This is a genomic window from Streptomyces aurantiacus, assembly GCF_027107535.1.
In the GTDB taxonomy this organism is placed as follows: domain Bacteria; phylum Actinomycetota; class Actinomycetes; order Streptomycetales; family Streptomycetaceae; genus Streptomyces.
On sequence record NZ_CP114283.1, the window covers coordinates 2,269,402 to 2,291,211 of the forward strand.

Annotated in this window: 20 protein-coding genes; 11 read left to right on the forward strand and 9 right to left on the reverse strand. The window is 70.4% G+C overall.

The window, feature by feature from the left end:
- The first annotated feature begins 58 nt into the window (after positions 1-58).
- From O1Q96_RS11715 to O1Q96_RS11725, 3 genes are read left to right on the forward strand one after another with little or no spacing between them, the layout of a single operon-like run.
- Positions 59-1,384 (forward strand): ABC transporter substrate-binding protein, encoded by a 1,326-nt coding sequence (locus O1Q96_RS11715; protein ID WP_269248106.1) that lies wholly within the window; start codon positions 59-61, stop codon positions 1,382-1,384.
- A gap of 5 nt (positions 1,385-1,389) precedes the next feature.
- Complete coding sequence (locus tag O1Q96_RS11720; RefSeq protein ID WP_269248107.1) at positions 1,390-2,754, forward strand: ABC transporter permease subunit; 1,365 nt, start codon at positions 1,390-1,392, stop codon at positions 2,752-2,754.
- Positions 2,751-3,590: a carbohydrate ABC transporter permease gene (locus tag O1Q96_RS11725; RefSeq protein WP_269248108.1), complete on the forward strand. Its 840-nt coding sequence runs from the start codon at positions 2,751-2,753 to the stop codon at positions 3,588-3,590. Before O1Q96_RS11720 ends, O1Q96_RS11725 begins: the two co-directional genes overlap by 4 nt.
- Before the next feature lie 122 nt (positions 3,591-3,712).
- Here O1Q96_RS11725 and pgl read toward each other — a convergent pair whose 3' ends face one another.
- Genes pgl through tkt form a run of 5 tightly spaced genes read right to left on the reverse strand, consistent with a single transcriptional unit; the run spans position 3,713 to position 10,378 of the window.
- Positions 3,713-4,495, reverse strand: a complete 783-nt coding sequence (gene pgl / locus O1Q96_RS11730; protein ID WP_269248109.1) for a 6-phosphogluconolactonase — start codon at positions 4,493-4,495, stop codon at positions 3,713-3,715.
- Positions 4,492-5,613 carry a glucose-6-phosphate dehydrogenase assembly protein OpcA gene (gene opcA / locus O1Q96_RS11735; RefSeq protein ID WP_269248110.1) on the reverse strand — a complete coding sequence of 374 codons (1,122 nt, stop codon included), beginning with the start codon at positions 5,611-5,613 and terminating at the stop codon, positions 4,492-4,494. Before opcA ends, pgl begins: the two co-directional genes overlap by 4 nt.
- Entirely contained in the window at positions 5,610-7,136 is a 1,527-nt protein-coding gene (zwf, locus tag O1Q96_RS11740; protein ID WP_331276104.1) for a glucose-6-phosphate dehydrogenase, read from the reverse strand. Before zwf ends, opcA begins: the two co-directional genes overlap by 4 nt.
- Before the next feature lies 1 nt (position 7,137).
- A complete protein-coding gene (gene tal / locus O1Q96_RS11745) occupies positions 7,138-8,256 on the reverse strand; it encodes a transaldolase (RefSeq protein ID WP_269248112.1) in 1,119 nt (372 codons plus the stop codon).
- Between the two features lie 34 nt (positions 8,257-8,290).
- Complete coding sequence (gene tkt, locus O1Q96_RS11750; protein ID WP_269248113.1) at positions 8,291-10,378, reverse strand: transketolase; 2,088 nt, start codon at positions 10,376-10,378, stop codon at positions 8,291-8,293.
- A gap of 355 nt (positions 10,379-10,733) precedes the next feature.
- Here tkt and O1Q96_RS11755 point away from each other — a divergent pair, with 355 nt between their 5' ends.
- From O1Q96_RS11755 to O1Q96_RS11770, 4 genes are all read left to right on the forward strand, one after another.
- Entirely contained in the window at positions 10,734-11,690 is a 957-nt protein-coding gene (locus tag O1Q96_RS11755; protein ID WP_269253572.1) for a heme o synthase, read from the forward strand.
- 85 nt (positions 11,691-11,775) lie between these two features.
- A complete protein-coding gene (locus O1Q96_RS11760) occupies positions 11,776-12,132 on the forward strand; it encodes a hypothetical protein (protein WP_269248114.1) in 357 nt (118 codons plus the stop codon).
- Positions 12,133-12,304: 172 nt separating this feature from the next.
- On the forward strand, positions 12,305-13,411 hold the full coding sequence (locus O1Q96_RS11765) for an amidohydrolase family protein (RefSeq protein ID WP_269248115.1): 1,107 nt from the start codon (positions 12,305-12,307) through the stop codon (positions 13,409-13,411).
- Positions 13,412-13,429: 18 nt separating this feature from the next.
- Positions 13,430-14,179 carry a nucleotidyltransferase family protein gene (locus tag O1Q96_RS11770; RefSeq protein ID WP_269248116.1) on the forward strand — a complete coding sequence of 250 codons (750 nt, stop codon included), beginning with the start codon at positions 13,430-13,432 and terminating at the stop codon, positions 14,177-14,179.
- A 24-nt stretch (positions 14,180-14,203) separates the two neighbouring features.
- Here O1Q96_RS11770 and O1Q96_RS11775 read toward each other — a convergent pair whose 3' ends face one another.
- The 4 genes from O1Q96_RS11775 to O1Q96_RS11790 form a co-directional block, all read right to left on the reverse strand.
- Positions 14,204-15,211, reverse strand: a complete 1,008-nt coding sequence (locus O1Q96_RS11775; protein ID WP_269248117.1) for a COX15/CtaA family protein — start codon at positions 15,209-15,211, stop codon at positions 14,204-14,206.
- 64 nt (positions 15,212-15,275) lie between these two features.
- Entirely contained in the window at positions 15,276-16,070 is a 795-nt protein-coding gene (locus tag O1Q96_RS11780; RefSeq protein WP_269248118.1) for an ABC transporter permease, read from the reverse strand.
- Entirely contained in the window at positions 16,067-16,990 is a 924-nt protein-coding gene (locus tag O1Q96_RS11785) for an ABC transporter ATP-binding protein (RefSeq protein ID WP_269248119.1), read from the reverse strand. Before O1Q96_RS11785 ends, O1Q96_RS11780 begins: the two co-directional genes overlap by 4 nt.
- Positions 16,991-17,058: 68 nt before the next feature.
- Positions 17,059-17,898 (reverse strand): AAC(3) family N-acetyltransferase, encoded by an 840-nt coding sequence (locus tag O1Q96_RS11790; protein ID WP_269248120.1) that lies wholly within the window; start codon positions 17,896-17,898, stop codon positions 17,059-17,061.
- A gap of 161 nt (positions 17,899-18,059) precedes the next feature.
- Between O1Q96_RS11790 and O1Q96_RS11795 the strand changes: the two genes are divergently transcribed.
- The 4 genes from O1Q96_RS11795 to O1Q96_RS11810 are packed head-to-tail and all read left to right on the forward strand — an operon-like array spanning position 18,060 to position 21,803.
- A complete protein-coding gene (locus O1Q96_RS11795; protein WP_269248121.1) occupies positions 18,060-18,812 on the forward strand; it encodes a helix-turn-helix transcriptional regulator in 753 nt (250 codons plus the stop codon).
- Positions 18,809-20,233: a Fe-S cluster assembly protein SufB gene (gene sufB, locus O1Q96_RS11800; RefSeq protein WP_217460306.1), complete on the forward strand. Its 1,425-nt coding sequence runs from the start codon at positions 18,809-18,811 to the stop codon at positions 20,231-20,233. Before O1Q96_RS11795 ends, sufB begins: the two co-directional genes overlap by 4 nt.
- 56 nt (positions 20,234-20,289) lie before the next feature.
- Positions 20,290-21,471 (forward strand): Fe-S cluster assembly protein SufD, encoded by a 1,182-nt coding sequence (sufD, locus tag O1Q96_RS11805; RefSeq protein ID WP_269248122.1) that lies wholly within the window; start codon positions 20,290-20,292, stop codon positions 21,469-21,471.
- Entirely contained in the window at positions 21,471-21,803 is a 333-nt protein-coding gene (locus O1Q96_RS11810; RefSeq protein ID WP_269248123.1) for a non-heme iron oxygenase ferredoxin subunit, read from the forward strand. Before sufD ends, O1Q96_RS11810 begins: the two co-directional genes overlap by 1 nt.
- Positions 21,804-21,810: the final 7 nt, after the last annotated feature.

The window sequence follows — 21,810 nt, forward strand, 5'->3', positions numbered from 1 at the left end:
CACCGACCGCACTGTCCGACGTCCCGTCATATCCCCTGCTCCCGAAGGAACATCAACGATGATGCGACCACGTACGACCCTGCTCGCGAGCTGCACCGCCCTCGCGCTGGCCCTCGGCGCGACCGCCTGCGGCGGCGGACCCGTCTCCGCGGGAGGCGGCGACAAGCCGCTCAGCGGCCAGACCATCAACGTGGCCGGTGTCTGGTCCGGCAGCGAACAGAAGAACTTCCAGAAGGTCCTGGACGCGTTCACCGAGAAGACCGGCGCCAAGACCCAGTTCACCTCCACCGGCGACAACGTCTCCACCGTCGTCGGCAGCAAGATCGAGGGCGGCAACGCCCCCGACGTGGTGATGGTCCCGCAGGTCGGCGTGCTCCAGCAGTTCGCGAAGGAGGGCTGGCTCAAGCCGCTCTCCAAGACGGCCGAGCAGTCCGTGAGCGGCAACTACGCGAACGTGTGGAAGGACTACGGCAGCGTCGACGGCACCCTGTACGGCCTGTACTTCAAGGCCGCACACAAGTCGACCGTCTGGTACAGCCCCGCCGCCCTCGACGAGGCCGGCGTCGAGCCGCCGGTGTCGTACGACGCGATGCTGAAGGCCGGCCGGACCGTCTCGGAGTCGGGCCTCGCGGCCTTCTCCGTCGCCGGACAGGACGGCTGGACGCTCACCGACTGGTTCGAGAACGTCTACCTCTCGCAGGCCGGCCCCGAGAAGTACGACGCCCTGGCCGCCCACAAGATCAAGTGGACCGACCCCACCGTGGTCCAGGCCCTCACCACCCTCGGCAAGCTCTTCCAGGACAAGGAGCTGATAGCCGGCGGCCAGAAGGGGGCCCTGAACACCGACTTCCCGGGCTCCGTCGAGAAGGTCTTCGGACCCGAGCCCGCGGCGGGCATGGTCTACGAGGGTGACTTCGTGGCGGGCGTCGCCAAGGACCAGTACGGCCGGAAGATAGGTGAGGACGCCGACTTCTTCCCCTTCCCCGCGGTCGGCGACGGCAAGGCGCCCGTCGTCAGCGGCGGCGACGCGGCGGTCGTCCTGAAGGACGGCAGGAACCAGAAGGCCGCCATGGAGTTCCTGGAGTACCTCGCGACCCCCGAGGCCTCCGCGGTCTGGGCCGAGGCCGGTGGCTTCCTCTCCCCGAACAAGAAGCTCGACCTCGCCTCGTACGGCGACGACACCACCCGTGAGACCGCCAAGTCCCTTGTGGAAGCCGGGGATTCGGTCCGCTTCGACATGTCGGACCAGGCCCCGGCCGCGTTCGGCGGCACCAAGGGCGCCGGCGAGTGGAAGCTCCTCCAGGACTTCCTGCGCGACCCGTCCGACCCGAAGGGGACCGCGGCCGCGCTGGAGAAGGCGGCGGCCAAGGCGTACAAGGGCTGATCGCCGTGACCGCCACCCTGCTGAAAGAGGCGGGCCACCCGCCCGTCGCGTCGGCCGGCCATGACCCGAGGCGCCGCGCCCGCCGCCGCGCCCGGGTCGTCGCCCTCACGTTCGTCTTCCCCGCCCTGCTGCTGCTCGGCGCGCTCGTCGTCTACCCCGTGCTGTTCTCCGTGGGCCGCAGCTTCTTCGACGCGTCCGGCGACCGGTTCGTCGGCGGCGACAACTACACCGAGATGTTCCGCGACCCCGCCACGCTGAAGGCCGTCCGCAACACGGCCGTCTGGGTCGTCGTCGCGCCCACCCTGCTCACCGGGCTCGGTCTCGTCCTCGCCGTACTGGTCGAGAAGGTGCGCTGGGCAACGGCGTTCAAGCTCCTGCTGTTCATGCCCATGGCCGTCTCCTTCCTCGCCGCAGGCATCATCTTCCGGCTCGCGTACGACGAGGACCCCGAGAAGGGCGTCCTGAACGCCGCCGTCGTCTCCGTGCACGACGCGTTCCAGGGCACGTCGTCGTACCCGAACGCCCGGGCCCGTGAAGGCCAGGGCCTGGCCAGGGGCGCCGACGGCTCGTACCGCACGACGGCCGCGGCGTCCCCCGGCGACACCGTCGGGCTCGGCCTGGTCGGCGTCCGCGCCGAGGACCTGCCGGCGGGCGCGCGCCCCGCGCACGCGGCGGCGGCCCGCAAGGCGTCGGCCGACGAACTGCGCGGCGTCGTCTACCTGGACTTCACCCGGGGCGGGGGAGGGGCGCAGGGCAGGGTCGACAGGACCGAGAGCGGCCTGCCGCAGATGAAGGTCGAGGCGGTACGGGACGGGAGGACCGTCGCGAGCGCCGCCACGGCGGCCGACGGCTCCTTCCGCTTCCAGGACCTCGAACCGGGCTCGTACACCGTGCGGCTGCCCGCCTCGAACTTCGCCCCGCCGTACGAGGGCATCTCCTGGCTGGGACCCGCGCTCGTCACACCCGCCATCATCGGCGCCTACCTGTGGATCTGGACCGGCTTCGCCATGGTGCTGATCGGGGCCGGACTCGCCGCGCTGCCGCGTGACGCGCTGGAGGCGGCCAGGATGGACGGCGCGAACGAGTGGCAGATCTTCCGCCGCATCACCGTGCCGCTGCTCGCGCCCGTGCTCACCGTGGTCTTCGTGACCCTCGTGATCAACGTGATGAAGGTCTTCGACCTCGTCTACATCATCGCGCCGGGACCGGTCCAGGAGGACGCCACCGTGCTCGCCACCCAGATGTGGCTGGTGTCCTTCGGCGGCGGCAACAACCAGGGCCTCGGCAGCGCGCTCGGGGTGCTGCTCCTGCTCCTCGTGATCCCCGCCATGGTCTTCAACGTCCGCCGCTTCCGAGGGAGTCAACGATGAACGCGCTCAGGCGGGGGCTCGGCAGCAGCCTGGTGCAGGCGTTCCTGGTGCTGATCGGCCTCATCTGGCTCACCCCGCTCGCCGGGCTCTTCCTGTCGTCGCTGCGGTCCGCCGAGGACACCGCGACGGGCGGCTGGTGGACGTCGCTCACCAGTCCCAGCCAGTTGTCCTTCGACAACTACTCGGCGCTGCTGGGCAATGCGGGAATGACACAGGCCTTCTGGAACACCGTGCTGATCTCGGTGCCGACCACGGTTCTCGTCGTCGTCCTCGCCGCGCTCGCCGGATACGCCTTCGCCTGGCTGGACTTCCCCGGGCGGGACCCTCTTTTCCTGCTGGTGGTCGCCCTGTTGGTGGTTCCCGTGCAGATCGGCCTGCTGCCGGTGGCCAAACTCTTCGGGCAACTGGGACTGTTCGGCACGATCCCCGGGGTCGTCCTGTTCCACGTGTCGTACGGGCTGCCGTTCGCGATCTTCCTGCTGCGCAACTACTTCGCGGAGATACCGAAGGAGATGCTGGAGGCCGCGCGGATGGACGGTGGCGGGGAATGGCGGATCTTCACCCGGCTCGTGCTGCCGGTCGGCCGCCCGGCCCTCGCCAGCCTCGCCATCTTCCAGTTCCTGTGGGTCTGGAACGACATGCTGGTCGCGCTGCTGTTCGCCGACAGTTCGGCGCAACCGTTGACGGTCCAACTCCAGTCGCAGATAAGGCAGTTCGGGAGCAATATCGATGTGCTCGCGCCCGGGGCGTTCCTGTCGCTCGTGGTGCCGGTGGTGGTCTTCTTCGCCTTCCAGCGCCACTTCGTGCAGGGGGTCATGGCGGGGTCGGTGAAGTGATCCGGGCCTTCGCCCCGGGCCCCGGCCGGTGCGACTTCGGGTGCGCGGGCCCGGCCGTGGCTGGTCCCGCGGCTCCCCGCCCCCCACCGGGGGCGCGGGGAACCGCGCAATCATTCAGCCCGTCAGGGTGAAGCCGGCGGATACAGCGAGCGCGGCAGACGGGACGCGGCGGCCGAGTCCAGCAGCCACAGGGTCCGCGACCGGCCGTGGGCGCCGGCCGCCGGTGCCTGGATCTCCCCCGCGCCGGACAACGCGATGGCCGCGGCCTGCGCCTTGTCCTCGCCCGCCGCCAGCAGCCACACCTCACGCGCCGCCCGGATCGCGGGCAGCGTGAGGGTGATCCTGGTCGGCGGCGGCTTCGGAGCACCGTGCACACCCACGACAGTCCGTTCCGTCTCGCGGACCGCAGGCAGCTCAGGGAAGAGTGACGCCACATGCGTGTCCGGGCCGACGCCCAGCATCAGCACGTCGAAGGACGGGACAGGGCCGTGGTTCTCCGGCCCGGCGGCCTTCGCGAGCTCGGCCGCGTAGGCCTCCGCCGCGGCGTCCGCGTCCTTGCCGTACGGACCGTCCGACGCGGGCATGGCGTGCACGCGCTCGGGATCCAGCGGCACCGAGTCGAGGAGCGCCTCGCGGGCCTGGGTGACATTGCGCTCGGGATCGCCCTCGGGCAGGAACCGCTCGTCACCCCACCACAGGTCGAGACGGCTCCAGTCGACGGCGTCCCGGGCGGGCGCGGCCGCGAGCGCGGCCAGCAGGCCGTTGCCGTTGCGGCCACCGGTCAGCACGACCGAGGCCTGCCCCCGAGAGGCCTGCGCGTCCACGATCTTCGTGATCAGCCGGGCCGCGGCCGCCTGGGCCATCAGCTCCTTGTCACGGTGGACGACCAGCTGAGGAGTGCTCACTGCGGGTCCGCCTTCTTGACCGGGGGCATCTGGGCCGGTGTCGGACGAGTGGAGTCGCCGTCGCCCGCCGGGGAGGCGGGCGGCAGCGCCGGAGCCGACGACCGGTCCGGGGCCGGGGACTCCTGGACCGGCCGGACCGGAAGGGACCCCGGGGTCCACGTGGACGCCTCGGGCCGCTGCGAAACCGACTGGATCCCACCGAGCCGGTCCACCCCGAACCGCAGCGCGGACGCGTACGTGTCGTCCGGGTCGAGCCTGCGCAGTTCCTCCGCGAGCAGCTCGGACGTCTCGCGGCGCTTGAGCGCCACCGCACGGTCCGGCTGGCCCGGCAGGGCCAGCGTGGCCATCGCCCCGTCCGACCGGTGCAGTGTGATGGGCCCGCCGGTCGTCTCCAGCCGCACCTGGGTCAGGCCGGGACCGGCGGAGACGGCGCGCCGCACATGCACGTGAAGGCGGTCGGCGAGCCACATGGCGAGCAGTTCGACGCTCGGATTGGCCTCCTCGCCCGCCACCTCGACGGAGACGACCTCGCAGTCGACCTGGTCGAGGGCGGCGGCCAGCATCGAGCGCCACGGGGTGATCCGGGCCCACGCCAGGTCGGTGTCACCCGGCTCGTAGCTCTCGGCGCGGGCCCGCAGCTCCTCGACGGGCTTCTCCGCCGCGTAGCTGTCGGTGACCCTGCGCTGGCCCAGGGCGCCCAGCGGGTCGCCCGCCGCGTCGCGGGGGGCGTCCACCGACCACCAGACCACCACCGGCGCGTCCGGCAGCAGCAGCGGCAGCACGACGGACTGGGCGTGGTCGGACACCTCGCCGTACAGCCGTAGGACGGCGGTCTCACCGGTGCCCGCGTCCGCGCCGACCCGCACCTCGGCGTCCAGACGGGACTTCGTGCGGTCGCGGGGTGAGCGCGAGACGCGCTTGATGACGACGAGGGTGCGCGAGGGGTGCTCGCGCGAGGCGTCGTTGGCGGACTTCAGGGCGTCGTAGGCGTTCTCCTCGTCGGTGACGATGACGAGGGTGAGGACCATGCCGACGGCGGGGGTGCCGATGGCCCGGCGGCCCTTCACGAGCGCCTTGTTGATCTTGCTGGCCGTGGTGTCCGTGAGATCTATCTTCATGGCCGACGCCAGCTCCGTCCGTCTCGCTCGAGCATTTCGTCGGCCTCGACGGGCCCCCACGTGCCCGACGGGTACTGCGCGGGCTTGCCGTGCCTGTCCCAGTACTCCTCGATCGGGTCGAGGATCTTCCAGGACAGCTCGACCTCCTCGGTGCGCGGGAAGAGGTTCGAGTCGCCCAGCAGCACGTCGAGGATCAGCCGCTCGTACGCCTCGGGGCTCGACTCCGTGAAGGACTCGCCGTACGCGAAGTCCATCGACACGTCCCGGATCTCCATGGAGGTGCCGGGCACCTTGGAGCCGAAGCGGACCGTGATGCCCTCGTCGGGCTGGACGCGGATGACGATCGCGTTCTGGCCCAGCTCCTCCGTCGCGGTGTGGTCGAAGGGGGAGTGCGGGGCGCGCTGGAACACGACGGCGATCTCCGTGACACGGCGGCCGAGGCGCTTGCCGGTACGGAGGTAGAAGGGGACGCCCGCCCAGCGGCGGTTGTCGACCTCCAGCTTGATCGCGGCGTACGTGTCGGTCTTCGACTTCGCGTCGATGCCGTCTTCCTGGAGATAGCCGACGGCCTTCTCGCCGCCCTGCCAGCCCTCGGCGTACTGCCCGCGGACCGTGCTCTCGCCCAGGTCCCGGGGCAGCTTCACCGCGCCGAGCACCTTGGTCTTCTCGGCGGCGAGCGCGTCCGCGTCGAAGGAGGCCGGCTCCTCCATGGCCGTGAGGGCCATCAGCTGGAGCAGGTGGTTCTGGATGACGTCACGGGCGGCGCCGATGCCGTCGTAGTACCCGGCCCGGCCGCCGATGCCGATGTCCTCGGCCATCGTGATCTGTACGTGGTCGACGTACGACCGGTTCCAGATCGGCTCGAACATCTGGTTCGCGAAGCGCAGCGCCAGGATGTTCTGGACCGTCTCCTTGCCCAGGTAGTGGTCGATGCGGAAGACCTGGTCCGGGGCGAAGACGTCCTCGACGGTCGTGTTGAGGTCCTCCGCCGACCTGAGGTCGTGGCCGAAGGGCTTCTCGATGACCGCGCGCCGCCAGGAGCCGCTCGTCTGGTCGGCGAGGCCGTGCTTCTTCAGCTGCTGGATGACCACCGGGAACGCGGACGGCGGCACGGAGAGGTAGAAGGCGAAGTTGCCGCCCGTGCCCTGTGCCTTGTCCAGCTCCCCGATCGTCTCGCGCAGCCGCTCGAACGCGTCGTCGTCGTCGAAGGTGCCCTGGACGAAGCGCATCCCCTGGATGAGCTGCTGCCAGACCTCCTCACGGAAGGGGGTACGGGCGTGCTCCTTGACGGCGTCGTGGACCTCCTGGGCGAAGTCCTCGTGCGCCCACTCGCGGCGGGCGAAGCCCACGAGGGAGAACCCCGGCGGCAGCAGGCCGCGGTTGGCAAGGTCATAAACAGCAGGCATGAGCTTTTTACGGGACAAATCGCCCGTGACCCCGAAGATGACGAGGCCCGACGGCCCCGCGATACGCGGGAGCCGTCGGTCCGCCGGGTCACGCAGCGGATTGCTGCTTGACAAGATTTCAGCCCTCCGAGGGGGCGAGGCGCTGGAGCTCCGCCTCGGTCGACTTGAGCAGGTCGTTCCAGGCGCCCTCGAACTTCTCGACGCCCTCGTCCTCCAGGAGCTGGACCACTTCGTCGTACGAGATGCCGAGCTTCTCGACCGCGTCGATCTCGGCGCGCGCCTGCTCGTACGTACCGGCGACGGTGTTGCCGGTGATCTTGCCGTGGTCCTCGGCGGCGAACAGGGTCGCCTCCGGCATGGTGTTCACCGTGTTCGGCGCGACCAGGTCGTCGACGTACAGGGTGTCCTTGTAGGCCGGGTCCTTGACGCCGGTCGAGGCCCACAGCGGACGCTGCTTGTTGGCCTGCGCCTTGTCCAGGGCGGCCCAGCGGTCCGAGGAGAAGACCTCCTCGTACGCCTCGTAGGCGAGCCGCGCGTTGGCGAGACCGACCTTGCCGCGGGCGGCCTTGGCCTCGGGCGTGCCGAGGGCGTCGAGCCGCTTGTCGATCTCCGTGTCCACGCGGGACACGAAGAAGGACGCCACCGAGTGGATGCCGGACAGGTCGATGCCCGCGGCCTTGGCCTTCTCCAGGCCCGCGAGGTACGCGTCCATGACCAGGCGGTAGCGCTCCAGGGAGAAGATCAGCGTGACGTTCACGCTGATGCCCCGGGCGATCGTCTCGGTGATCGCGGGCAGACCCGCCATGGTCGCCGGGATCTTGATGAGCGTGTTCGGCCGGTCGACGAGCCAGGCGAGCTGCTTGGCCTCGGCGACGGTCGACTTGGTGTTGTGCGCCAGGCGCGGGTCGACCTCGATCGAGACCCGGCCGTCCTGGCCCTGGGTCGCGTCGAAGACCGGGCGCAGGATGTCGGCGGCGTCACGGACGTCCGCCGTCGTGATCATGCGGATGGCCTCTTCGACGGTGACCTTGCGGGCGGCGAGGTCGGACAGCTGCTGGTCGTAGCCGTCGCCCTGCGAGATCGCCTTCTGGAAGATCGACGGGTTGGTGGTGACGCCCACGACGTGCTGCTGGTCGATCAGTTCGGCGAGGTTGCCGGACGTGATCCGCTTGCGCGACAGGTCGTCCAGCCAGATCGCGACGCCTTCCTCGGAGAGGCGCTTCAGTGCGTCTGTCATGGAAAATGCATCTCCTACGTGTCGTATGTCGGCGTCAGCGCTGGGCTGCGGCGATCGATTCCCGGGCGGCGTTCGCGACGTTCTCGGCAGTGAAACCGAACTCCTGGAAGAGGACCTTGCCGTCGGCCGAAGCACCGAAGTGCTCCAGGGAAACGATGCGGCCCGCGTCCCCGACGAAGCGGTGCCAGGTCAGACCGATACCGGCCTCGACCGCGACGCGCGCCTTCACGGACGGGGGAAGCACCGATTCCCGGTACCCCTGGTCCTGCTCGTCGAACCATTCCACGGACGGCATGGAGACGACCCGTGTCGGCGTGCCCGCGGCCTCCAGCTGCTCGCGCGCCTCGACGGCCACGTGCACCTCGGACCCGGTCGCGATGAGCACGACCTCCGGCGTCCCGGTGGACGCCTCGAAGAGCACGTAACCGCCCTTCGCCGCATCCTCGTTGGCCTCGTACGTCGGTACGCCCTGACGGGTCAGCGCGAGACCGTGCGGAGCGCCCTTGCCGAAGACCTTGGTGTAGCGCCTGAGGATCTCGCGCCAGGCGATCGCGGTCTCGTTGGCGTCCGCCGGACGGACGACGTTGAGGCCCGGGATGGCGCGCAGGGAGGCGAGGTGTTCGACCGGCTGGTGCGTCGGGCCGTCCTCGCCGAGTCCGACCGAGTCGTGCGTCCACACGTACGTCACCGGCAGGTGCATCAGCGCGGACAGGCGTACGGCGTTGCGCATGTAGTCGGAGAACACCAGGAAGGTGCCGCCGTAGATGCGGGTGTTGCCGTGCAGCGCGATGCCGTTCATCTCCGCGGCCATGGAGTGCTCGCGGATGCCGAAGTGGATCGTGCGGCCGTACGGGTCCGCCTCCGGCAGCGGGTTGTCCGCCGGGAGGAACGAACTCGTCTTGTCGATGGTCGTGTTGTTCGAGCCGGCGAGGTCGGCCGAACCGCCCCACAGCTCGGGGATGACCGCGCCGAGAGCCTGGAGGACCTTGCCGGACGCGGCACGCGTGGCGACGCCCTTGCCCGTCTCGAAGACCGGGAGCTTCTCCTCCCAGCCGGTGGGCAGCTCGGCCGCGGCGATGCGGTCGAACTCGGCTGCGCGCTCCGCGTTGGCGGTCCGCCAGGCGGCGAAGCCCTTCTCCCACTCGGCCTTGGCCTCGCGGCCGCGGTCGAGCGCCCGGCGCGCGTGCGCCAGCACCTCGTCGGCGACCTCGAAGGACTGCTCCGGGTCGAAGCCGAGGACACGCTTGGTGGCCGCGACCTCGTCGTCGCCGAGCGCCGAGCCGTGCGCGGCCTCGGTGTTCTGGGCGTTCGGGGCGGGCCAGGCGATGATCGAGCGCATCGCGATGAACGACGGCTTGTCCGTGACCGCCTTCGCGGCCTCGATCGCCGCGTACAGGGCGGCCGGGTCGAGGTCGCCGTTCTCCTGCGGCTCCACACGCTGGACGTGCCAGCCGTAGGCCTCGTACCGCTTCTCCGTGTCCTCGGAGACGGCGGTCTCGGTGTCGCCCTCGATCGAGATGTGGTTGTCGTCCCACAGCAGGACCAGGTTGCCGAGCTTCTGGTGGCCCGCCATCGAGGACGCCTCGCCGGAGATGCCCTCCTGGAGGCAGCCGTCACCGGCGATCGCGAAGACGAAATGGTCGAACGGGGAGGTGCCGGGGGCCGCCTCCGGGTCGAACAGGCCGCGCTCGTAGCGGGCGGCCATCGCCATGCCCACCGCGTTGGCGACACCCTGGCCCAGCGGCCCGGTCGTCGTCTCCACGCCGGGGGTGTGCCCGTACTCGGGGTGCCCCGGGGTGCGGGAGCCCCACGTCCTGAAGGACTTCAGGTCGTCCAGCTCCAGGCCGAAGCCGGCCAGGTACAGCTGGGTGTAGAGGGTCAGGGACGAATGGCCCGCGGACAGCACGAAGCGGTCGCGGCCGGTCCAGTCGGGGTCCGCCGGGTCGTGCCGCATCACCTTCTGGAAGAGGGTGTACGCGGCGGGTGCCAGACTCATCGCCGTACCCGGATGGCCGTTGCCGACCTTCTGTACGGCGTCGGCGGCCAGGATGCGGGCGGTGTCGACGGCCCGCTGGTCCAACTCGGTCCACTCGAGGTCTGTTGTGGTCGGCTTGGTGCTCACCCTGGGTCAGGGCTCCTCTCCACATGTTCCACATGTCGAATGCCGGTGCACGTGGCGCCCACCGGCTCGCTGTCGAGCCTACCCCCGTGGGAACGCGCATTTTTTCGAGTCATTCCAGACTGCCGGGACTCTCCCTCTTCCGCCTCCCGACCGGCGCGTTCCGTATTCGGCAAGTGAATACGGAACCATTGAACCGACTGCTCAATCCGCAGCCGATCAGTCCTTCGCGGGACCCTTCCAACACGAGACGACCCCCGCGAGAGCCGGGGTCTGGGCAACGTCTACAGTGGCGTGGTACGCGCGAGCCTTTACCGGGAGTTCACACCCGGGGCTCGCTGGGATGTCTCTGTCAGGGGTGTGCGTGACGGCCGTTGAATCCCGTCCAGCGGGAGTACTCGGTGGGACGAGCCAGGGTACGAACCACCGGCCGTTCGGGGCCCGGGTCAAGGCGTTCGTCGCTCTCACCAAGCCGCGGATCATCGAACTGCTGCTGATCACCACCGTTCCGGTGATGTTCCTGGCGCAGCAGGGTGTGCCCGATCTGAAGCTGGTGCTCCTCACCTGTCTCGGCGGCTACCTCTCCGCCGGCGGCGCCAACGCCCTGAACATGTACATCGACCGTGACATCGACGCGCTCATGGAGCGCACGTCGCAGCGGCCGCTGGTCACCGGGATGGTCAGCCCGCGCGAGTGCCTCGCCTTCGGCGTCACGCTCGCCGTGGTCTCCACACTTCTGTTCGGTCTGACCGTCAACTGGCTGTCCGCCTGGCTGTCGCTCGGAGCCCTGCTCTTCTACGTCGTCGTCTACACGATGATCCTCAAGCGGCGTACGTCGCAGAACATCGTGTGGGGCGGCATCGCCGGCTGTCTGCCCGTCCTCATCGGCTGGTCCGCCGTCACCGACTCCATGTCGTGGGCCCCGGTCATCCTCTTCCTCGTCATGTTCTTCTGGACGCCGCCGCACTACTGGCCGCTCTCCATGAAGGTGAGGGAGGACTACGCGCGCGTGGGCGTGCCGATGCTGCCGGTCATCGCCTCCAACCGGGTCGTCGCACGGCAGATCGTCCTCTACAGCTGGGCCATGGTCGCCGTCTCCCTGCTGCTGACGCCGCTGGGCTACACGGGCTGGTTCTACACCGTCGTCGCCGTGGTGACCGGAGGCTTCTGGCTCTGGGAGGCGCACGGCCTGCAGTCCCGGGCGAAGAACGGCGCCGTGGGCGCCAAGCTGAAGGAGATGCGGCTCTTCCACTGGTCCATCACGTACGTGTCACTGCTGTTCGTGGCAGTGGCGGTGGACCCCTTCCTGCGCTGACGCTCCGCGCCCCGGCCCGGGTGCGTGGGGAAGACCACTGAGCCCGGGCGTCGCCAGTCGATCTACCCGTCGGTAGCATCCTGGTATGGCAGACATCCAGCAGGTTGACGAGGGCGCGGGCCCCGAGCGGGACGCCAGGACCGAGCGCCGCGCGGCGAAGCTCGCCAAGCAGATCTCCTCCTTCGCGCAGGCCCACGGCGGCGCCGAGGGCCAGATCGCCTACCTCGGGCAGAAGGGCGCCCGGATCGTCCTCGTGGGTGAGGACGGCGACTGGGGCGATCTCGTGGCCCCCAGCTACGCCGTCGCCGAACAGGCCGTGAAGGAATCCGGCATCACCGTCCACGACGACTTCGACGGTGAGTTCGCGAACAAGGTCAGGACCGGCCCGTACGAGTGGACCCGCATGGCGGGCATCCAGGTGGGCGGCCCCGGCAACGCCTGAACCCGGTCCCGGCCGCCGCGCCCTCGCTCGGAGCCCAGGACCGTGATGTCCGCGGCTCCGCCGCACGGGCCCGGCCGGCCACGACCGACCCGCGGTCCCCAGGCCAACACCTGACCCCTGTCTCGCCCGTTAGGCCCCGTAATGGCAGGGCCCTTACGCGGGGGGAGTCCGGATGATCGAAACGCCGTCGCTGGTGGACCAGTACTGCCACGGCGTGCTGCGGACGGAGCTGGGCCTCGGCACCTTCGAGGCCCAGCTGGCCAGGGGCGAGGGGCCGCCCGCGGCAGGCACCACCTTCTTCGACACGCAGACCGGGTTCGCCGTACGCCGCTGGTGCCCCCCGCTGCTCGGGCTGGAACCGCACTGCCCGCCCGCCCGCTACCTGGCGCGACGCCGGGAGCTCGGCGTGCTGGAGTCGGGGCGCAAGCTGCTGCGGGGAAGCGGCATCACGACCTATCTGGTCGACACGGGGCTGCCGGGCGACCTCACCGGCCCCGGCGAGATGGCCTCCACCGGGGCGGCCGACGCCCACGAGATCGTCCGGCTCGAACTGCTCGCCGAGCAGGTCGCCGACACCTCCGGCACCGTCGAGTCCTTTCTCGCCAATCTCGCCGAGTCCGTGCACGGGGCGGCCGTGCACGCCGTGGCCTTCACGTCGGTGGCGGGCGTACGGCACGGACTGGCGCTCGCGCCCGAACCGCCCGGGCCCGGAGAGGTGCGGGGCGCGGCGGGGCGGTGGCTGGCGGGCCGCCCGGTGGGCGGCGCGGTGAGCGATCCGGTCCTGCTCCGACACCTGCTGTGGATCGCGGTCGCCTCGGGCCTGCCCCTCCAGCTGCACGCCGGTCTCGGCGAACCGGGCATGCGGATCGACCGCACCGATCCCGTCCTGCTCACCGACTTCGCCCGCGCCACGGCCGGCCTCGGCACGGACCTGGTGCTGCTGCACGGCTACCCGTACCACCGGCACGCGGCGCACCTCGCCGGGGTCTTCCCGCACGTGTACGCCGACCTGGGCGCGGCGCTCGTGCGGACCGGGGCGCGGGCGGCGGCCGTCCTCTCGGAGATCCTGGAGCTCGCCCCCTTCGGCAAGCTCCTCTTCTCCAGCGGGGCCCACGGGCTGCCCGAGCTCCACGTGGTCGGAGCCCGGCTCTTCCGGGAGGCGCTCGCACGGGTGCTCGGCACCTGGGTGGCGGAGGGCGCATGGTCGCTGGCCGACGCGCAGCGGGTGGCGGGACTGATCGCGGCGGGAAACGCACGGCGGGTGTACGGGGTGGAGTGAACTGCACAGACTGGGTGCATGACTCGCAGCGGCGCGACCGACCGGCTCCTCGACCGCTTTCTCACGGAACTGCGCGGACTCACCCCCGTCGCCGCGTGGGCGCACGGCTCGCTCGGCGGGGGCGACTACCAGGAGGGCCGCAGCGACCTGGACCTGATCGTGGTCCTCGACGGGACGATCACGGCGAGGACGGTCTGGCGGGTGGCCCTGCTGCACGCCAGGCTGCGTACCGAACCGCTTGTCGCCAAACTGCACTGCACCTATCTGACGCCCGCGACGGCGGCCGGCGCGGAGCGGCGGCACCTCACGTGGGCGCACCAGCGGCTCTTCAAGCGGACGGTCACGCCGGTGACCCGGCGCGAACTGCACACCTTCGGACTGGTCCTGTCCGGGCAGCCGCCCGAGCAGCTGCTGCCGCCCGTGACGGACGACGAGCTCGCCGAGTTCGTCGCGCGGGACCAGCGGGACTTCTGGCGACCGCAGGTCGACCGGTCCGCCGACTGGACGCAGGACGTGTGGGTGGACCTGGGGCTGGTCACCCACGCCCGTGCCGCGGTCACCCTGAGGGAGGGGCGGCTGATCACCAAGCGGGAGGCCCTCGGTCTGCTGCCCGGTCTCGGCGCACCCGTCGAGGTGGTCCAGGACGTCAGGAGACGGCGGTACGAGGAGCCGGGAGCCACGGGCCGGGAGTGGGCGGCCCGCAGGGGTCAGCTCACCCGTGACTACCTGGGACCGGCGATCGACCGCCTGGTGGCCGCGTACACGTGACGCACGGGCGCGCCCGACGTCCGCTCAGGTGCGGCTGAGTGCCGACCGTGTCGACTGGCCCGGCAGTTCCGCCACGATCTCGGGCCGCTCCCGCAGCGCCAGGAGCACCCGGAGGGTGGCGATCCACACCAGGCAGGAGCCGAACATGTGGAGGCCGACCAGGACCTCCGGGAGGTCGGTGAAGTACTGGACGTAGCCGATCGCTCCCTGCGCGAGGAGCACCAGGAAGAGATCGCGGGTGCGGTGCAGGGGAGCCGGGGGCGCGTCGACGGCCTTCAGCACGAACCACAGGGCGAAGGCCAGCGTCACCACGATCCAGGCCAGGACCGCGTGCAGTTTGGTGACGTTCTCCCAGTTCAGCGGGATGCGCTCGACCTCGCTGGAGTCACCGGCGTGCGGGCCGGCGCCGGTCACGACCGTGCCCACCGCGATCAGCAGCACGGTGGTGGCGACCAGGATCCACGCCATCTGCAGCACCGGCTTGCCCACCAGCGGGCGCGGCGCGTCGTCGCCCTCCCGGGTGCGCTGCCACATCACCGTGGCGACGGCGATCAGAGCGGTGGAGAGGAGGAAGTGGGCGGCGACCGTGTACGGGTTGAGGCCGACGAGGACGACGACGCCACCGAGGACGGCGTTGCCCATGACGACCCAGAACTGCGTCCAGCCGAGCCGGGTGAGGCTGCGCCGGTACGGCTTCTGCGAGCGCGCGGCGATGATCGCCCAGCCGACCGCGGCACACAGGACGTACGTCAGCATGCGGTTGCCGAACTCGATGACGCCGTGCACGCCCATCTCGCTCGTGGTGGTCAGCGAGTCGTCGGTGCACTTCGGCCAGGTCGGGCAGCCGAGGCCCGAGCCCGTCAGCCGGACGGCACCACCGGTGACCACGATCAGCACCGCCATGACGAGCGCGGCGAGCGCGGCGCGCCGGACCGTCCGGGGTGACGGGGTCCAGCGCCCGGCGATGAAGGCGAGCGGGTTGCGCACGGCTTGAGCGGCGTCCGCTCGGGTCACGTTTGGCACGGGATCCATCGTAGGGGGCTGCTTGTGCACGCGTTCACGAGCCCCCTCCCTGCCACCTTCCGCCACCGTGCCGTCACTCCCATCGGAAGAACCTGCCGGCGGCCGCGAGGCCCACCACGGCCCACACGGAGAGGATCCCGAGGTCCGCCCAGGGCATGCCGGACCCGTGCTGCAGCACGTCCCGCAGACCGTCCGAGAGCGCTGTGATCGGCAGCAGGCCGAGGACGTCCTGCGCCGCCGCCGGGAACTTGTCCAGCGGGACGATCACCCCGCCGCCCACGAGCAGCAGCAGGAAGACCAGGTTCGCGGCGGCCAGCGTGGCCTCTGCCTTCAGCGTGCCCGCCATGAGGAGACCGAGACCGGAGAAGGCGGCGGTGCCGACGACGAGGAGCAGCAGTACGGCGAAAGGGTTGCCCTCCGGCGACCAGCCGAGCGTCAGGGCGATGACCGTCACGAGAATCACCTGGAGCACCTCCGTGACCAGCACGGACAGCGTCTTGGCCGTCATCAGGCCCCAGCGGGGCAGGGGCGAGACGGCGAGCCGCTTCAGCACGCCGTACCGCCGCTCGAAGCCCGTCGCGATCGCCTGACCGGTGAACGCCGTCGACATCACGGCGAGCGCGAGGATGCCCGGCGCCAGGAAGTCGACGGCCTCGCCCTCGCCCGTGTCGACGACGTCCACCGCGCTGAACAGCACGAGCAGCAGCGTCGGGATGATCACGGTCAGAAGCAGCTGCTCGCCGTTGCGCAGCAGCATCCTCGTCTCGAGCGCCGCCTGCGCCGCGATCATCCGGGGCAGCGGGGCCGCTCCCGGCCTCGGCGCGTACGTGCCCCCGCCCGTGGCCCGAACGTCCGATTCCGCACTCATCCGCGCAGCTCCTTACCGGTGAGCTCCAAGAAGACGTCCTCCAGGGTGTGCCGCTCCACGGAGATCTTCTCCGGCATCACCCCGTGCTGGGCGCACCAGGTCGTGACGGTCGCGAGGAGCTGCGGGTCGATCTTGCCGCCGACCCGGTACGTGCCCGGGGTCGGCTCGGCCGCCGTGCAGTCGGCCGGGAGGGCCTTGAGGAGGGAGGTCACGTCCAGGCCGGGGCGACCGCTGAAGCGGAGGGTGTTCTCGGCGCCGCCGCGGCACAGCTCCTCGGGGGAACCCTGGGCGATGACCCGGCCCGCGTCGATGATCGCCACGTCGTCGGCGAGCTGCTCGGCCTCGTCCATGTGGTGCGTGGTCAGGATCACCGAGACACCGTCGGTGCGCAGATCGCGTACGAGTTCCCAGGTGGCCCGGCGTGCCTGCGGGTCGAGGCCCGCGGTCGGCTCGTCCAGGAAGACCAGCTCGGGGCGGCCGACGACGGCCATGGCGAGCGCGAGGCGCTGCTGCTGGCCCCCCGAGAGCCGGCGGTACGTCGTCCGGCCGCAACTGCCGAGGCCCAGGCGCTCGATCAGCGCGTCCACGTCCAGCGGATGCGCGTGCAGCCCGGCCACGTGCCGGAGCATCTCGTCGGCGCGGGCGCCGGAGTAGACGCCGCCGGACTGGAGCATCACGCCGACGCGGGGGCGCAGGGCGGATGCCTCGCGCACCGGGTCGAGGCCCAGCACACGGACGGTTCCGGAGTCCGGCCTGCGGTATCCCTCGCAGCTCTCGACGGTGGTCGTCTTGCCCGCGCCGTTGGGGCCGAGCACGGCGGTGACGCCCGCCCGGGCCACCAGGTCCAGGCCGTCCACCGCGGTCTTCCTGCCGTACCGCTTCACCAGACCGTTGACCTGGACGACTGGCTCACTTCGCATGGGCGGCCTCGCTTCGCATGAGCGCCAAGTCTAGGGACGGGCGGGCGGGTGCCGGAGGGCGGGTCGGGTCACGAGCGACGCGGGACGGGCGCGTCGTCCATGATCCATTCCTCCCGCGAGCGGTGCAGCGCGAGCCACCGCTGCGCGTAGGCCACTGCGTCGGCCAGGGGGAACAACCGCACGTCGGCCGCGCCCACCCGGCCACGCACGACCGGCCGGTCCCGCTCGAAGTCGGCACCCAGGCTGTCGAACTCCTCCGAGCTGACCGAGACCTCCGTCACGACCTCCCAGCGCGGCCCCTCCGGAGTGAGCACGGACCTCCCCACCTCGGCCCGGGGCGAGGGGATCCGGTACTCGGCGAGGTGGAAACCGGTGCAGGAGTCGTAGCCCGCGCCGAGCAGCAGCACCCGGGCGCCCCTCTCCTCCAGGCGGGCCAGCGGGCTGCGCTCGCCCAGCCGGCAGTCCGGGGCGTGGTCCCCGACGACCGCCGCCGCGCCCGGGCCGACGGCCGCGAACGAGGTCTGCGGATGCGCGCTGCGCAGGGCGCCGGGCCAGGTGCGCACGGTCTCCGGGACGACGCCCACGCCGCGCGAGGGCGTCACGAGCGGGTCGTACGCGGGCATCGTGGCGCGGATCGTCGGCCACCACTGTTCGGGCACGGCCGGGTTGCTCCACAGGGCCGGGTCGGAGAGGTCCCCGGACTGGGTGGGAACCACGAGAGTGCCGTCGGGGCCGAGCGCGTCGAGCAGTCCCTGTACGACGGCGACGGCACCTCCGTTGACCCAGCCGAGGGAACGGAGCGACGAGTGCGCGAGGAGCGTCTCGCCGGGGCGCACACCGAGTGCGCGCAGGTCCGCGGCGAGGGTGGCGCGCGTGACGAGAGGGCCGGTCGGAGGGGGTGTCGGCATGGTTCGGCAGTCTCGCCGACGACCCCGTGTGCCGCCACCGAATTTGATCGATCAAAGATCATTGCCGCAGGTCAGATTAGGTTTACCTAAGTGATGCACCGCACCCTGCCCGGCGTGGACGCGGCTTGTCAGTCTCTGAGGAATTACGCAACAATGGCGTTGTGAAAAACGTCGGTGAGGTTCGGGAGACCCCCTCGGGGGCCCCTCAGGAGGAACTCGCGACCGGTGAGCGCTCCACGCGCAACCGCGTCGCGCGCTCCATCCTGGACCACGGCCCGTCGACCGTGGCCGACCTGGCCGGACGGCTGGGCCTGACCCAGGCCGCCGTCCGCCGTCACCTTGACGCCCTCGTCTCCGACGACGTCGTGGAGGCCCGCGAGCAGCGGGTCTACGGCGCCCGTACGCGCGGACGGCCCGCCAAGGTGTTCGCCCTGACCGACTGCGGCCGGGACGCCTTCGACCAGTCCTACGACAAGCTCGCCGCCGACGCCCTGCGCTGGATCGCCGAGCGTGAGGGCGGGGAAGGGGCGCTCGTCGCCTTCGCCCGCGCCAGGATGGCCGCCCAGGCCGAGGCGTACCGCAGGGCCGTCGAGTCCGTCGCCCCCGAGAAGCGTGCCGAAGCGCTGGCCAAGGCCCTGAGCGCGGACGGGTACGCTGCAACGGCGCGCAGTGCACCGGTCGGCGAGCAGCTCTGCCAGCACCACTGCCCGGTCGCCCATGTCGCCGAGCAGTTCCCGCAGCTGTGCGAGGCGGAGACCGAGGTCTTCTCCCAGTTGCTGGGGACGCACGTCCAGCGGCTGGCCACCATCGCCCACGGCGACGGGGTCTGCACGACGTTCATCCCCAAGATTTCCACGCTTCCCAAGACCACTGATCACGCATCCGCACGTACCGCCGGGAGGAACCCCGCATGACACTCCCCATCGAGGAGACCGCCCACCCCGAGCTCGAGGGTCTGGGCAACTACGAATACGGCTGGGCCGACTCCGACGTGGCTGGTGCCTCTGCCAAGCGCGGTATCAACGAGGACGTCGTCCGGGACATCTCCGCGAAGAAGAGCGAGCCGGAGTGGATGACCAAGCTCCGTCTCAAGGGCCTGCGCCTGTTCGACAAGAAGCCCATGCCGAACTGGGGTTCCGACCTCTCCGGCATCGACTTCGACAACATCAAGTACTTCGTGCGTTCCACGGAGAAGCAGGCGCAGTCCTGGGAGGACCTGCCCGAGGACATCAAGAGCACGTACGACAAGCTCGGCATCCCCGAGGCGGAGAAGCAGCGCCTCGTCGCCGGTGTCGCGGCCCAGTACGAGTCCGAGGTCGTCTACCACCAGATCAACGAGGAGCTCGAGGCGCAGGGTGTCATCTTCATGGACACCGACACGGCGCTGAAGGAGCACCCGGAGCTCTTCAAGGAGTACTTCGGCACCGTCATCCCGGTCGGCGACAACAAGTTCGCGTCGCTGAACTCCGCGGTGTGGTCCGGCGGCTCCTTCATCTACGTGCCGAAGGGCGTGCACGTGGAGATCCCACTCCAGGCCTACTTCCGTATCAACACGGAGAACATGGGCCAGTTCGAGCGGACGCTGATCATCGTCGACGAGGACGCCTACGTCCACTACGTCGAGGGCTGCACGGCGCCGATCTACAAGTCGGACTCCCTGCACTCCGCGGTGGTCGAGATCATCGTGAAGAAGGGCGCCCGCTGCCGCTACACGACCATCCAGAACTGGTCGAACAACGTCTACAACCTGGTCACCAAGCGTGCCGTGGCCTACGAGGGCGCGACCATGGAGTGGGTCGACGGCAACATCGGCTCCAAGGTCACCATGAAGTACCCGGCCGTCTACCTGATGGGCGAGCACGCCAAGGGCGAGACCCTGTCCATCGCCTTCGCCGGCGAGGGCCAGCACCAGGACGCCGGCTCCAAGATGGTCCACATGGCGCCGAACACCTCCTCCAACATCGTCTCGAAGTCCGTGGCGCGCGGTGGCGGCCGTACGTCCTACCGCGGTCTCGTCGAGATCGGCGAGGGCGCCCACGGCTCCAAGTCCAACGTGCTGTGCGACGCGCTGCTCGTCGACACCATCTCGCGCTCCGACACGTACCCGTACGTGGACGTCCGCGAGGACGACGTGTCCATGGGCCACGAGGCCACCGTCTCCAAGGTCAGTGACGATCAGCTCTTCTACCTGATGAGCCGGGGCATGACCGAGTTCGAGGCGATGGCCATGATCGTGCGCGGCTTCGTCGAGCCCATCGCGAAGGAGCTGCCCATGGAGTACGCCCTGGAGCTCAACCGGCTGATCGAGCTGCAGATGGAAGGCGCGGTCGGCTAGACCCGCCCCCAGCAGTCGTTAGATTTCCGACGTAGGAAGAGAGCAGACCGACAGCCATGGCTGAGGCGCAAAACATCCCTGTGGGCTCCACCACCGCGGGCCAGATCGCGGTGGCCGCCGAGTCGACCGTCGCCACGCGCATGAGCGCGCCCCCGTCCTTCGACGTGGGGGACTTCCCGGTCCCCCACGGCCGCGAGGAGGAGTGGCGGTTCACTCCGCTGGAGCGGCTGCGCGGCCTGCACGACGGCACCGCGGCCGCCACCGGCGACGGCCTGAAGGTCGACGTCCAGGCGCCCGAGGGCGTCACGATCGAGGCCGTCGGCCGTGACGACGCCCGCCTCGGCAGGGCCGGCACCCCGGTGGACCGCATCGCCGCCCAGGCGTACTCGGCGTTCGAGAAGGCCGGCGTGATCACCGTCCCCAAGGACACCGTGCTCACCGAGCCGATCCGCATCGCCGTGCACGGCGAGGGCGGCGTCGCCTACGCCCACCAGGTCGTCGAGCTCGGAGCCTTCGCCGAGGCCGTCGTCGTCATCGACCACACCGGTGACGCCGTACTTGCCGCCAACGTCGACTACCTCCTCGGGGACGGCGCCAAGCTGACCGTCGTCTCCGTCCAGGACTGGGACGACAAGGCCGTGCACGTGGCCCAGCACAACGCGCTGATCGGCCGCGACGCCACCTTCAAGTCGTTCGTGGTCACCTTCGGCGGCGACCTCGTACGCCTGCACCCGCGTATCGCCTACGCCGGCACCGGCGGCGAGGCCGAGCTCTTCGGCCTGTACTTCACGGACGCCGGCCAGCACCAGGAGCACCGCCTCCTCGTCGACCACAACACCCCGCACTGCAAGTCGAACGTCGTCTACAAGGGCGCGCTCCAGGGCGAGGGCGCCCACGCGGTGTGGATCGGTGACGTCCTCATCGAGGCCAAGGCCGAGGGCACGGACACGTACGAGATGAACCGGAACCTGGTTCTGACCGACGGCGCCCGGGTCGACTCCGTGCCGAACCTCGAGATCGAGACCGGCGAGATCGTCGGCGCGGGCCACGCCTCGGCGACCGGCCGCTTCGACGACGAGCAGCTCTTCTACCTGATGGCCCGCGGCATCCCGGCCGACGAGGCCCGTCGCCTGGTGGTCCGAGGCTTCTTCGCCGAGCTGGTCCAGCAGATCGGTGTCGACGACATCCAGGAGCGCCTTCTCGTGAAGATCGACGAGGAGCTGGAGGCGTCGGTCTGATGACTGCCTTCCTACGCGCCTGCGACCTGAGCGAGCTGGAGAAGGACACCCCGAAGCGGGTGGAACTCGACGGCACGCCGGTCTCGCTCGTGCAGACCGAGGGGGAGGTGTTCGCGATCCACGACATCTGCTCGCACGCGAACGTCTCGCTCTCCGAGGGCGAGGTGGAGGACTGTCAGATCGAGTGCTGGCTGCACGGCTCCGCGTTCGACCTCAGAACCGGTAAGCCGTCCGGTCTCCCCGCGACGCGCCCCGTCCCCGTATATCCCGTAAAGATCGAAGGGGGCAGCGTCTTCGTCGACGTCCACGCCTCCCTCACCCAGGAGTCCTGAGGTACCC

Coding starts and splice junctions, on each gene's coding strand:
- O1Q96_RS11715 (WP_269248106.1), top strand. CDS start 59: ATGATGCGACCACGTACGACCCTGCTCGCGAGCTGCACCGCCCTCGCG.
- O1Q96_RS11725 (WP_269248108.1), top strand. CDS start 2,751: ATGAACGCGCTCAGGCGGGGGCTCGGCAGCAGCCTGGTGCAGGCGTTC.
- opcA (WP_269248110.1), bottom strand. CDS start 5,613: ATGAAGATAGATCTCACGGACACCACGGCCAGCAAGATCAACAAGGCG.
- tal (WP_269248112.1), bottom strand. CDS start 8,256: ATGACAGACGCACTGAAGCGCCTCTCCGAGGAAGGCGTCGCGATCTGG.
- O1Q96_RS11760 (WP_269248114.1), top strand. CDS start 11,776: ATGGCAGACATCCAGCAGGTTGACGAGGGCGCGGGCCCCGAGCGGGAC.
- O1Q96_RS11765 (WP_269248115.1), top strand. CDS start 12,305: ATGATCGAAACGCCGTCGCTGGTGGACCAGTACTGCCACGGCGTGCTG.
- O1Q96_RS11770 (WP_269248116.1), top strand. CDS start 13,430: ATGACTCGCAGCGGCGCGACCGACCGGCTCCTCGACCGCTTTCTCACG.
- O1Q96_RS11775 (WP_269248117.1), bottom strand. CDS start 15,211: ATGGATCCCGTGCCAAACGTGACCCGAGCGGACGCCGCTCAAGCCGTG.
- O1Q96_RS11780 (WP_269248118.1), bottom strand. CDS start 16,070: ATGAGTGCGGAATCGGACGTTCGGGCCACGGGCGGGGGCACGTACGCG.
- O1Q96_RS11785 (WP_269248119.1), bottom strand. CDS start 16,990: ATGCGAAGTGAGCCAGTCGTCCAGGTCAACGGTCTGGTGAAGCGGTAC.
- O1Q96_RS11790 (WP_269248120.1), bottom strand. CDS start 17,898: ATGCCGACACCCCCTCCGACCGGCCCTCTCGTCACGCGCGCCACCCTC.
- sufB (WP_217460306.1), top strand. CDS start 18,809: ATGACACTCCCCATCGAGGAGACCGCCCACCCCGAGCTCGAGGGTCTG.
- sufD (WP_269248122.1), top strand. CDS start 20,290: ATGGCTGAGGCGCAAAACATCCCTGTGGGCTCCACCACCGCGGGCCAG.
- O1Q96_RS11810 (WP_269248123.1), top strand. CDS start 21,471: ATGACTGCCTTCCTACGCGCCTGCGACCTGAGCGAGCTGGAGAAGGAC.